At 32.4% G+C, this 12,560-nt stretch carries 15 protein-coding genes; 13 read left to right on the top strand and 2 right to left on the bottom strand.

Features of this window, described 5'->3' with window-relative positions; genetic code table 11:
* Window positions 1–159 (bottom strand): transposase (locus tag BHF71_RS11605; RefSeq protein WP_084024202.1); only part of this gene is annotated, 159 nt, incomplete at its 3' end.
* Window positions 160–453: 294 nt separating this feature from the next.
* On the opposite strand from BHF71_RS11605, the gene BHF71_RS07810 reads away from it, so the two are divergent.
* From BHF71_RS07810 to BHF71_RS07760, 13 genes are all read left to right on the top strand, one after another.
* Window positions 454–1,278 (top strand): CheR family methyltransferase, encoded by an 825-nt coding sequence (locus BHF71_RS07810; RefSeq protein WP_069657111.1) that lies wholly within the window; start codon window positions 454–456, stop codon window positions 1,276–1,278.
* Window positions 1,279–1,352: 74 nt separating this feature from the next.
* A complete protein-coding gene (locus BHF71_RS12495; RefSeq protein WP_281179275.1) occupies window positions 1,353–1,478 on the top strand; it encodes a hypothetical protein in 126 nt (41 codons plus the stop codon).
* A 138-nt stretch (window positions 1,479–1,616) separates the two neighbouring features.
* Entirely contained in the window at window positions 1,617–2,801 is a 1,185-nt protein-coding gene (gene aroC, locus BHF71_RS07805; RefSeq protein ID WP_069657110.1) for a chorismate synthase, read from the top strand.
* Window positions 2,802–3,884: a 3-dehydroquinate synthase gene (aroB, locus tag BHF71_RS07800; protein ID WP_069657109.1), complete on the top strand. Its 1,083-nt coding sequence runs from the start codon at window positions 2,802–2,804 to the stop codon at window positions 3,882–3,884.
* Window positions 3,885–3,903: 19 nt separating this feature from the next.
* Window positions 3,904–5,193: a 3-phosphoshikimate 1-carboxyvinyltransferase gene (gene aroA / locus BHF71_RS07795; protein WP_069657112.1), complete on the top strand. Its 1,290-nt coding sequence runs from the start codon at window positions 3,904–3,906 to the stop codon at window positions 5,191–5,193.
* 324 nt (window positions 5,194–5,517) lie between these two features.
* Window positions 5,518–6,108, top strand: a complete 591-nt coding sequence (locus BHF71_RS07790; RefSeq protein ID WP_069657108.1) for an RNA polymerase sigma factor — start codon at window positions 5,518–5,520, stop codon at window positions 6,106–6,108.
* Window positions 6,109–6,125: 17 nt separating this feature from the next.
* Window positions 6,126–6,572, top strand: coding sequence for a hypothetical protein (locus BHF71_RS07785; RefSeq protein WP_141705357.1), 447 nt, complete (start codon window positions 6,126–6,128; stop codon window positions 6,570–6,572).
* Between the two features lie 69 nt (window positions 6,573–6,641).
* A complete protein-coding gene (locus BHF71_RS07780; RefSeq protein WP_069657106.1) occupies window positions 6,642–7,607 on the top strand; it encodes a tetratricopeptide repeat protein in 966 nt (321 codons plus the stop codon).
* Between the two features lie 22 nt (window positions 7,608–7,629).
* Complete coding sequence (locus tag BHF71_RS11875; RefSeq protein ID WP_141705356.1) at window positions 7,630–7,767, top strand: MmcQ/YjbR family DNA-binding protein; 138 nt, start codon at window positions 7,630–7,632, stop codon at window positions 7,765–7,767.
* A 164-nt stretch (window positions 7,768–7,931) separates the two neighbouring features.
* Window positions 7,932–9,044: a hypothetical protein gene (locus BHF71_RS07775; RefSeq protein WP_069657105.1), complete on the top strand. Its 1,113-nt coding sequence runs from the start codon at window positions 7,932–7,934 to the stop codon at window positions 9,042–9,044.
* Between the two features lie 148 nt (window positions 9,045–9,192).
* Window positions 9,193–9,741 carry a ReoY family proteolytic degradation factor gene (locus tag BHF71_RS07770; RefSeq protein WP_069657104.1) on the top strand — a complete coding sequence of 183 codons (549 nt, stop codon included), beginning with the start codon at window positions 9,193–9,195 and terminating at the stop codon, window positions 9,739–9,741.
* 186 nt (window positions 9,742–9,927) lie between these two features.
* A complete protein-coding gene (locus BHF71_RS07765) occupies window positions 9,928–10,557 on the top strand; it encodes a DUF1405 domain-containing protein (RefSeq protein WP_069657103.1) in 630 nt (209 codons plus the stop codon).
* 44 nt (window positions 10,558–10,601) lie between these two features.
* Complete coding sequence (locus tag BHF71_RS07760; protein ID WP_069657102.1) at window positions 10,602–11,384, top strand: sporulation protein YpjB; 783 nt, start codon at window positions 10,602–10,604, stop codon at window positions 11,382–11,384.
* A gap of 75 nt (window positions 11,385–11,459) precedes the next feature.
* Here the strand turns inward: BHF71_RS07760 and BHF71_RS07755 are convergent, their stop codons facing one another.
* A complete protein-coding gene (locus tag BHF71_RS07755; RefSeq protein ID WP_069657101.1) occupies window positions 11,460–12,290 on the bottom strand; it encodes a YitT family protein in 831 nt (276 codons plus the stop codon).
* Between the last annotated feature and the right edge of the window lie 270 nt (window positions 12,291–12,560).

Genomic DNA, 12,560 nt, shown 5'->3' with positions numbered 1-12,560 from the left:
GCCGTTATCTAAAGAATAGGTATCTTTAACCAAATCGTATATAAAGCTAAAGTCAATTGCTTGATCTATTTTCCTCACTAGATGATCCTCTGGTACTAAATCTTCTATTGATACTAATTCAACTTGAGTTCTCACATCTTCCTTACGCTTTGTTAACATATTTCTCCCCTCACAAGATATTTATTACATACCTATTATACAAAAAAAGCTTGTAGATTTGTCTAAATAAAGACTTTGTCTACAAGCTGAAGCTACCGTGATCGGTAGCTTTTTTCTTTGGGAAGCTACAGTTTTTTTGTTTTTGGAGATTAATCAAAAGTTATATATTGTAATGTGCTTTAAGATTTTTATTCAAGCTATAAAAAGGATTTTTAGTTGTTTTGGTCGAATAGAAGTTAAGAAATCATTGTTTTCTTAGTAAGCAGATTATTTAGCATAAAAGGAGTAAAGTGTATGGCACCAATTGTAAGCTTGACATCTTCTGACCAAGATTATCAACAATTTATACATAATGTGAAGAGGAAAATTGGAATAGATTTATCTTTGTATAAAGAAAATCAGATGAAGAGAAGGTTAACTTCATTTAGGGAAAAGCGTGGGTTTAATGATTTTCAATCATTTTTTAAAGCTATCGAAAAAGATGAGCAGTTACTGAATGAATTTGTTGATCGAATTACGATTAATGTTACAGAGTTTTTTCGAAATAGCAATCGTTGGCAAGTATTAGCAAAAAAAATAATTCCCAATTTGCCTAATAAGAGTAAGATAAGATGTTGGAGTGCTGCTTGTTCCACTGGGGAAGAGCCCTATACACTGTCGATAATATTAAGTCATTATTTCCCTGAGTTACAATTTGAAATACTGGCGACAGACATTGATGAAATAGCATTAAAAAAAGCTAATGAAGGTATCTTTACTGAACGTTCTCTTAAAGAAGTACCAAAAGAAATTATTCAAAAATATTTCAGACGTGAGAATGGTCTCTATTACCTAATACCAGAAGTGAAAAAAAATATTAAGTTCAAAAAACATGATTTATTAGTCGATGACTTTGAGAAGGATTTTGACCTTATAGTTTGTCGAAATGTAATGATATATTTCACAGAGGAAGCTAAACATGATCTCTATTACAAGTTTAGCGATGCTCTAAAAGAAAAAGGTGTTCTTTTTGTAGGAAGTACTGAGCAGATTTTTAACCCTGCTCAATATAAATTTAAAGTTGTTGACAATTTTTTTTATCAAAAAGCTAGTGAATCCCCATCCCTCTCAGCTATTTAATTGTAAAAAATGTATATTAATAGAGTTTTTTTCCCATAATTATCTTATAAGAGGATACTTGTTGGGGGGATGTTATGGAAAAGGCAGTGATCATCGACGCCTATTTTAAAGGATTGTTGTCTAAAGAGGAATGTACGAAGATACTAGGAATCGATCCAAATGTCCTGTTAGAAGACGAACGACAATGGGGTCAGGCTTGAATCGGCTTATCAGCGAGATGTTGGAGAGATGTGTCCTCGAAGTCTGGGTTAGTTGATGCTAATTCAGACTTTTTTAAATTTTAAAATATTTTAACGATATGGTATTATATAAATGTTTTTTATAAAGGAGGTATTTTCGTGAGATTTTTAACTGCTGGGGAATCACATGGTCCACAACTTACTGCTATTATTGAGGGTGTGCCAAGTGGTTTTGATATTTCAATAGACAAAATCAATCAAGCATTAAGGGATAGACAGAAAGGTTATGGTAGAGGGAAGAGAATGAATATAGAAAAAGATCAGGTCAGGATTCTAAGTGGGGTCAGATTTGGAAAGACTACTGGTTCGCCTATTACTTTAACCATAGAAAATAAAGACTATAAAAATTGGGAAAATATTATGAGTGTTGAAAAAATGGATTTAGAACAATTTGAAGAGGTAAAATCTAAAATGATTACAAGACCTCGACCTGGTCACGCCGATTTGAATGGTGGTATTAAATATAATCACCATGATTTAAGGAATGTCTTAGAAAGATCGAGTGCTCGAGAAACGGCAATTCGAGTTGCAGTAGGGGCTTTGGTCAAACAATTATTAACACCATTTGGAATAACTTTTATTAGTCATGTAATTAATATTGGTGGTATTCGAGCGTTGTCTTATGAGGAAATTGATAATTTATCTATAGATGATATAACAAATAGAATAGAACTTTCTGAGGTTAGATGTATAGATTTAGAGATATCGAAGTCAATGAAACAAGAAATTGATAAGGCAAAAAAATCTGGAGATACCCTAGGTGGAATTGTCGAAGTTGTTGTATTAGGCCTACCTATCGGTCTAGGTAGTCATGTTCATTGGGATCGGAAACTTGATGGGAAATTAGGACAAGCAATTCTTAGCATCCAAGCTTTTAAAGGAGTAGAGATCGGGATTGGGTTTGAGTCTGCCAATCTCCCGGGCTCAATGGTACATGATGAAATCATATGGGATGATGAGTACGGTTTCCGTCGTAGTACTAACCGTGCCGGAGGTTTGGAAGGGGGTATGACTACTGGAGAAGCGATAATCGTTAAGGGTGTGATGAAGCCAATTCCTACTTTATATAAACCTCTTAAAAGTGTAGATATAGACTGTAAAGAAAGTTTTGATGCAGCAATTGAACGTTCTGATACCTGTGCTGTACCTGCGGCAAGTGTTGTAGCTGAACATGCAGTTGCCTGGGAAATAGCCGATTCTTTTTTCAATAAGTTCTCAGGGGATTCTCTCTTTGAAGTAACTAATCAATATCAAAATTATATTAAACAAGTAAGGGATTTTTAAATGAAAGAGATGATAATTCAGGTTAGTCAAGAAAAATATCCAATAGTTATTGGTTCAAATATTTATGATCAGTTACCAAACTATTTAACTAAAGTTGGAATTACCGAAAAAAGCAAAATTTTAATAATTACCGATAATAATGTTGCTGATTTTCACCTACATAAAATAATGAATATTTTGGATGAGTATGATACTTATTCATATATCGTTCCAGCAGGTGAATATTCGAAATCTATGAAGCAAGTAGAGAAGATAATAGAGTATGCCCTTTTAAAAGGTTTGGACCGTTTCTCAACAATAATCGCTTTAGGAGGCGGTGTAGTAGGTGATTTAGCAGGATTTATCGCCGCAATATATATGAGAGGGATATCATTTATCCAATGTCCAACAACGATCTTAGCTCATGATAGTAGTGTAGGCGGGAAGGTGGGGATTAATCACCCTTTGGGGAAAAATCTTATTGGAGCTTTCTATCAGCCTAAGTTGGTTTTCTATGATACATCTTTTTTACATACATTACCGAGGCGACAAGTACTTTCAGGTTTTGCTGAAGTTATCAAACATGGGCTAATAGCAAATGCTGAATTTACTAATTGGTTGGGTACTAATGTCAATTCTTTGTTAGCTTTGGAACATGATTATGTAATTGAAGCACTTTATAAAGGAATAGGAGTCAAAGCAGCTATCGTTAGAAAAGATGAAAAAGAACTAGGTGTTAGAGCCTTTCTAAACTATGGTCATACTTTAGCTCATGCGATTGAGACTATATCTGATTACCAGTACCTTCATGGGGAAGCAGTGGCAATAGGAATGGTATTTGCTAGTAAATTAGCGTATGAAATCGGTATCGCATCTAATGAGGTTGTGAAATTAACGGAAAATCTTATTCATAGTTTTTCTTTACCGATAAGAGTTAAGGAAAAGTATGATCCTAATCGACTTGTTGAAATAATGATGCGAGATAAAAAATTCAAAAACAATCAGATAAGAATGATTTTACCAACAGCGATAGGGAATGTAGTGATTAAAGAAAATATTGATAGAAGGCAAATTGTTGATTTACTTCAAGAATTTATTAAGTAAAGGATATTTGGAGGTAACTATGAATCAAACTATTCAAGCAATCTCGTCTGTCAGTGGAACTATTTCTGTTCCAGGGGACAAATCAATTTCACATAGAGCGATCATGTTAGGGTCAATTGCAAATGGAAAAACTTACGTTGAAGGTTTTTTAAATAGTGACGATTGTCTTAGTACAATTAGAGTTTTTAGACAGTTGGGTGTAGAAATAGAAAAAGTTAAGGAAACTTCTTATACAATTAGAGGGAAAGGTTTAAATAGCTTAAAAGAACCCCAAGAAATCCTTAACGTTGGTAATTCTGGCACAACTATTCGCCTAACTTCTGGAATATTATCAGGTCAGTCATTTCATAGTGTTTTAACCGGAGATGATTCAATAGCAAGACGTCCTATGGGAAGAATAGTCGAACCATTAAGGATTATGGGGGCACAGATTGATGGTCGGGAAAATGGAAAATATGCACCATTATCTATCAGAGGAAATAGGTTGAAAGGAATTACTTATAAAACGCCGGTTGCTAGTGCTCAGATTAAATCTGCGATTTTATTTGCTGGATTATACGCTGATAAAGAAACGACAGTAATCGAACCATACTTATCTAGGGATCATAGTGAGAAAATGTTGAAGCAGTTTGGAGCGAAGTTAAATATTAATAAGAATACGATAACGATACAGCCTGAACCTGAGTTAGAAGGGCAAAAAATTATCGTTCCCGGAGATTTTTCTTCAGCTGCCTTTTTCATTGCTGCGGCACTTATCGTTCCTAATAGTCTTTTAAGGATCAAAAACGTTGGAATAAATTCTACTAGAGTAGGATTTTTAGAGGCGGTTAAAGCTATGAATGGTAGTGTAGAAATAGAAGATATACGTTATTATGGTGTAGAGCCGATGGCTGATTTGGTAATTAAAACGAGTTCACTACATGGAATAACTATTTCAGGAGAGTGGATTCCAAAGATAATTGATGAGTTGCCTTTATTAGCCGTTATCGCAAGTCAAGCTGAAGGTACAACCATAGTTAGAGATGCTATCGAGTTACGTGTAAAAGAAACTGATCGTATTAAAACGATAGTTAGTGAAATGAGAAAAATAGGGGTGAAGATAGAAGAATTAAAAGATGGATTTATAATTGAAGGCAAACAATATATTGAAGGTGGCAGGGTATCTACTCATGGTGACCATCGTATCGGGATGGCAATGGCGATTGCAGGATTAGTGTCTAAAAAGCCAATAATAATTGAAAATACAGGGGTAATTAGTATTTCTTATCCGGGTTTTTTGGATGATTTAGCTAAAATATCTAAAAGTTAAAAAAATTCTGAAAATAACTTGACTTTTTATTTTGAGCCTACTATACTTTAGATATGAATTAGTTCTCTCCGCCCCTATCCTAGATCCTATGTCGGTATACCCGGCGCCACATCGCTTTGATGTGGTCTTTTTTGTTTTTTTAAAGCACAGATTAATATTATTGTGTAAAATTATTAAATCTTTTGTAAATAGTATTGACTTGTCCGATAAATAAAAGATATTCTTAGATTAGAATAAAACATATTTTTATATCATAATATATAGAGTTTAATTCTTATATAAGTTTGAGGTTTGTCTATCTGGTGTCGAAAAGGGGGGTAATGGATGGATGATTCTCAGCTAATACGTGAGATAAAAGAGGGACGTATTGAGCTTTATGCAGAATTAATTAAAAAATATGAAAAAAAGATTTTTAATTTTATCCAGCATATGCTAAGAGGATATCAAATGGAGGCATATGCAGAAGATATTTGCCAAGAGACGTTCTATAAAGCTTTTAAAAGTTTAAATACTTTTAGAGATAAAGAAGCTACTTTTTCCACTTGGCTTTATACCATAGCACGAAACACTACTCTTAGTGAGATACGTAAGTTAAAACATATTGAAGTGTCTTTGGAAGATAACGTTACGACTCCTCAAACTTCATCATTATTATTACCTGAACAAGAATTATTAAAAACCGAACGAGTTAATAAGGTACGGGATGCAATTAATAGCCTTCCCGAAAAGCAGAGATCAGCACTTATCTTAAGAGAGTACGAACAGCTAGATTACAAAGAAATTGCCGTAATCTTAGGGGCAACAGTGAGTTCGGTTAAATCATTACTCTTTAGAGCACGTTCAGGTATAAAAACTCAATTGGAATCATACATAGTTGAAAATCGTTTTAAAGATATTGAAGGGATGAAAGGGTAGAAATGAGTAGGGATTATATGAATAAGACTGTAGATACTTCTAAAATCGTAATGGACAGGATAATGAATGAAAATCGTTGGGCACTACCTGTTCATCAGCATGAAAATAAGATTTCAAAGCGTTTAAGAATAATAAGTTCGATTATTATAATATTTATATTACTTGGTATATCTATTAGTTTTATTTTTATAAAACCTACTTCTACCGATAAAAACACCAGTTCATCCCAGACAGAAATTGTTGAGACAATGATCAAAGGAACTGATTTTGCGAAAATATTTTCTAACTTAGATTTTATGGTTATCCAAAAGGGGACTGTAGCAAAGATTGGAGAACCTATAATTTATCACCCGGAAGAAAAGAGGAAAAATGAAGTTCAAAACTTTTGGATCCTAACAATACTAAGTATATCAATAATTACTTTGTTCATGAGTTGGTTATCAAGAGAAGAAAATGATAGTTAGGCCACACTTGTATAGTGTGGTTATTTATTTTATACTTGTATGAAATTACATTGGTTAGGAGTGCTAAGAATGCAAGATGTTTTTTCGAAAAATTTGTCAGATATTATATCAGAATTTGAAGCTGGAAAGTATGAACAAGCTTTACAAGCGTTAAAAAAACTAAATGAAAATTCATATTTGCTAGAAGAAAAAATGGAGATTGCTCATATATTTACAGCCCTGGGTCTTGTGGATGATGCAAAACAAATATTAAATAATATCTCTGGCCAAGCTAATCATATAGATATTTTAAGGCTGAAAGCTGAAATAAGTTATAAAGAGGGAGATTTTGATACTGCATTAGAAATTATGCATCGTGTCATCGATGAACAGGCTAATGCAGAAGATTATTCATTCATTTCACAAATATATTATGATGATGGTCTGCCGGAAGTATCGTATAGATATATAAATAAAGCGATTGAAGAAAGTAAAAATAATGCATATTACTTTTATCAAAGGGGAGTTTATGCTTATGAGTTCGGCAAAATTGAAGAGGCAATTGAGAGTTTTAAACGAGCTATCGAAATAGATGGAAATGAATTGATATATCTTTTGGCTTTAGGAGAGGCATTTTATAGTATAGGACAATTTGAAGATGCGTTATATTATTTTGATCAAGTTCTTAAAGCTGATTCAGAGAATGAAAGTGCATTATATTTAAAAGGAATGTTACTGCTTCATTTGGAAGAAGTTTCAGAAGGGATAGAATTACTTAAAAAAGCATCAGAATTACAATCTGAAAACATAGAGATATTAGTTTCGTTATCTGATGCTTATGAAATGGAAAACAATCTTGTTGAAAGTTTAAAGATATTAGAACGTATTCAAGAGATTGATGAATATTATTTACCAGCCCTAAAAAGATTGGCTAATATTTACCTTTATCAAGAAGAGTGGGATAAAGCTAAAGAGATTATCGAAAGGGCTTCAGCGGTTGACCCTGAGGATGTTTCTGTACAACAAATGAGCAATTTAATCAATGAAAAAGCTTAAAATAAAGTTAAAGGAGATATTTATGACTATTCAAGAAGTAAGAAGCTACTTTCTGAAAAAACCTGGGGCAATCGAGGAAACACCGTTTAAAATGCCAGTACCAGTGTTTAAAGTAGGAGGTAAGATGTTTGGTTTAATCCAAAAAAATAAAACTTTATGAATTTCAAGCCTAACGAATTCAGTCGTTAGGTTTTTTTATGTGACAAAATTACTAATTAATGATGTTGTTCTTAAAGTTGTTAGTTTTTTTACTTTATTGGAATATTATTCACTATTATAGAAATAATAGTAAAAAATAGTAGTGATTCGTAGGGGATGATGGTAATGAATCTTGATGAAATGTTGATCTATGCTGATATAGATCAGATTCATAAAATAGTTGATAACTATCAATGTCAATGTGATCGTCATTCAAAGACTGATATGATTCAGTCTATCATTTATACCATTTTGCAAAAAAATAAGTTAGAGAATCAAATATCTGAATTAAATAACACTGAATATACTTTTATCCAGCTATTATACCTTGATTCAAGAAATAAATACACAATTGAAGATCTATTAGCAAAAGGAAAACAAGCAATTGGCCTTACTCAGTCCTCCATAAAAGCGAGAGATTTAGTATTAACTGCTTTAAAAAACGGCTGGATTTTTCAAGGGGTAGGAAAAAAGCATTTATTAGTCTACTTAGTACCTGAAGATTTTAAAAGCAAAGTGATAAAGATTATTAACAACCGATTACAAGAGAGGGTAATATTTTCTGATGAAGTCAATTATTATCGAGATGAAAAAGGTCTATTAATATCCGATATAATAAAATTTTTGAATTTTATTGAAAAAGAGGAGGTATTATTAACTGGAGAGGGAAATATTTATAAAAGGCAACAGCGAACACTGTTTAAGCAACTATTGGTGCCTGAAGAACCTTTAAAGAAGATGGCATGGCGCTTTGGATATGGTAGAAGATATAATGAATATCCTGATCGTTTTTCATTAATATACGATTATACATTTTATAATAAATTAATATACGAAGATGAAAAAGGACTTTTATATCTTACTTCTTTTGGAAAGAAATATATTAATAATTACGTCTTATCTAAGGAAGAAATGGCTGTTTACCAATTTTGGATTCGATTATACAAATATTCAATCCCTTTTTTACAATTGGTTGTAAGACTTATCGACCTAGTTGCCACATCGAAGTGGGTTGAGTTAGATAGTTTAGAACAAGTGGTTAACTTTTGGCTAAATGATCGTTACTATGAAAATAAGCAACAAATATTTAGAGAAAGAATTATTAAGATGTTGCTTCATCTAGGGGTAATTAAAATCGGAAATCAAGGTAATAAAATATTTATCCAAGTATCCGAAAAAGGCAATAAATTGATAAATGGTTTTGTTAGTTTTGATGTTAAAGAAATTGTTTTGAAATAAAGTAACATACAAGGTCGATAGTTATTGATAACACGTTAATATTTAAGTAAGAAGAGATCAAACTTAAAAAATAATAGGAATTTTTAGTTTTTCAAGAATATAATATTAGAAAACCAACATATTTATAAGTAAAGGTAGGTTTATAATAATGATTTCGGTTAGTGATAAGAAGGAATTTATTAAATGGTTTTTAAATACTTATACACTCGCGAAAAGAGAAGTTGCTTGGTTTATGACCTATTTGTCATCAAGTGATAAACTCTTAGAAAAGGTTCATTTTGTTAAGGATATCGTTGGCCTACCTAAAGCAATTATGATGTCGACTGAATGTGTTACTATGACACCGTTTAAATTTTACAAGAATAATCGTGTGACACCCGATGTAGAAACCGCCTTCTTAGATATTCGTTCTAATCCTGAGGAAGATGTTTATATTGGTCTATTTTTTAAAGACCGGGAAACTTCCCCGGAATACGCCGCGGTATTGGAGGTTAATCCTATGGGAAAACAAAACCTTGTTAAGGACAATTTTTTGGAACTGTTGGCGGAATTAGTATTAGATCAAGCGGTTCGTGAATTTAATAAAGAAAGATTATACGAAGCTATTGATGTAGCATTAGTTAATGGAGACAGAAAGAGGTTTATCGAGTTAACAAATCAATTGAATATGTTATTAAAAATGGAGGATAATGGTTAGTTAAACATTTCTATTTAAAAGTCACTTTAAGTGGCTTTTTGTCTTTTTGAGAAACTATGATTTTCCTAAACCTTGGATAAATAGAAGTTGTACTAGTTATAAAAGATTAATAAAATTTTTGGTAAACTGTCCCTGGATTTGTTAAAATGAGATTTAGATAAAAACAAAGGGGAAAGGAAAATTAATATGTTCAATAAGTTTTGGGAGAAGATTGAAAATTATTTGCAAAAAACTTGGTTTATAGTGCTATTAATTATTGTTAATCTGGCAGGGTCTATCTACGGTTTCTATTGGTATAAGAATCAATTACTTAAAACACCGAAAGAGTGGCTTATTTTTGTTCCCGATAGCCCTTTATCTTCAACTTTCTTCACTATTTTTCTAATATTATATCTATTTAAGAAGAAAGTTCCGTTTATCGAAGGATTGGCGTCAATATTCATGTTTAAATATGGTGTATGGGCTACTACAATAATTATTTGGGGGGCTTGGGTCGTTGAGCCATCATACATAAAAATCCTGATGGTTGAGACTATTTCTTGGGTTGATGTGATGCTTATGCTATCACATACTGCGATGGCCATAGAAGCTGTATTGTTTTTTAGAAAATATTCTTACGGATTTTTCACGATATTCGTAGTTGGTTTACTGCTATTTTTGAATGATTTTATAGATTATACCCAAAATGTTCATCCATGGTTACCTAAAAGTATAAGTTCACTAGATTTTACTGTTGGGGAATTTACCATGTACCTAAGTGGTTTAACTTTAATTCTCTTTTATTTTTTATCCATTATCAGAAGAAAGAATGAATAATGAAGTACAACCCCTAATAAGTATTTCTTAAGGGGTGAAAGCTTATGTCTAAAAAATTGCTTATAAGCTTTTTAGCTATTTTTCTAATATTTTCGTCTTACGTGACTGTGTCCAATGCAAGTACAGAGGAGAAAAAACAAAACATTGATTTACTTCAAGAGTTGACGAAGAGATTATATAAAAGCGTAAAATTGGGTGATTATGTAAAGTCAAAATTACTTATAGAGGAAATATCAAATCTTGCTCCTTCTATCAAATATAAAGATTTGACTACTGTTGAAGGTATGGAAGCAATTTCTTCAGCTATAATTCAAACAAAAAATAGCCTAGCAAGTCTACGTCCAAAGCAAAATATTATTTTAAATAATGCGACTCAGTTATATTTAGCGATTGATGCTTTAAGTCATAAGGACCAACCGTTATGGCATCGATATTATTCTGTTTTACAGCAAGACATAGAAAAAATTAGAAAAGCTGTAAAAACTGAAGATTCGAATCAAATTCAACTTGCTGTCCAGAATTTTCTATCACATTATAACTTAATAAAACCTGCTATTTTGGTTTCTAACCCACCTTATATGGTAGAAAAAATTGATTCATTAGTGACTGCGATAGTGAGACAAACTGATGCACAAAATAGAGAGAATGTCCTTAATCAATTAAAGGGAACCTTACATGAATTATTTTATGGAGATGACAAAGAAACGATTGGGATAATTGGTACTGATACTATTATCTGGAACACCTTGATTGGCATGGGTCTAATCATCTTTATAGTTTTAAGTTATGTTATTTGGCGGAAGTATCAAGGTACATATCTTTCGTAGGACCAAAATGCTTGTGCACTTTAAACGAAAAAAAGTCATGGTCAACAAAGACCATGACTTAAACTTTTGTATGACTTAATCTTTCTCAAACCCTTCTCCAAGAACATCATGTACATCATTTACGACTACAAAAGCTCGTTTGTCTATTGAATGAACTATACTCTTTAGGCGTGTAAGCTCATTTCTACTAACAACGCAATATAATACTTCTTTTTCACTCCCAGTATATCCACCTTTTCCTTTGAGCAGTGTTGCTCCACGATCCATTTCTTTCATGATTTTAGAGGCAATTTCTGGTGCGTGGTCAGAGATAATTGTAGCAGCCTTGGCGGCATATGCACCTTCTTGAACAAAATCGATCACCCTTGCCCCTACAAATACGGCTACTAACGTATACATCGCTTTTTCAATTCCAATATATATAGCAGATAAAGAAATGACAACGGCATCAAAGGAAAACATCGTCCGTCCCATACTAATACCGAAATATTTAAAAGCTAATCGAGCAATGATATCTACTCCACCAGTTGTACCGCCTGATCTAAAAATAATACCAAGACCAACACCAATCGATACCCCTGCAAAAAGAGCAGCCAATAATAAATCATTCAAAGGTAATTGGAAATCTTCAGTTAACCAAAGAAATAGCGATACTAAGAGAGTCCCATAGATGGTATAAATCATTGAATTACGACCTAATTTTATCCAACCGATAATAAAGAGTGGGATATTAAGAAGTAAAATCATTATACTTGGGGATAACCCAAATATGTAATTTAATAGGAGAGCAATACCTGTAAACCCGCCTTCTGATAGTTTATTGGCTATCGTAAAATAATTTAGACCAAAAGCAAAAATAAAAGCACCTAGAGCGATCAATACAGCGTTTTTTAGATGATTTTTCATAAGTCAACTCCTTTACAAAGCACCGTATTGTCAAAAGTTTTATAGATTATTGTGTCAAAAACCTTGTTGTTATTGAAAAATTTATATTAAGGTATTGCCACCCCCTCAATTTAAGGGTAATTTTTAGTTGACCATTCAAAAAATTACTCAAACAAAGGAGGCGGCAAACTTGATGTCTAAAGTTATTTCTTTGTTGCTACTATACATTGAGGTTCAAAATAAAATCATTGTTTATTTGATGGGGGCATTGCTTGGTAAGAATTCTCTTCG

Origin of the sequence: Vulcanibacillus modesticaldus (genome assembly GCF_001730235.1) — a bacterium.
GTDB lineage: Bacteria > Bacillota > Bacilli > Tepidibacillales > Tepidibacillaceae > Vulcanibacillus > Vulcanibacillus modesticaldus.
The sequence above is the reverse complement of the archived record's forward strand: the minus strand, read 5'-3'. Positions and strand labels throughout refer to the sequence as shown.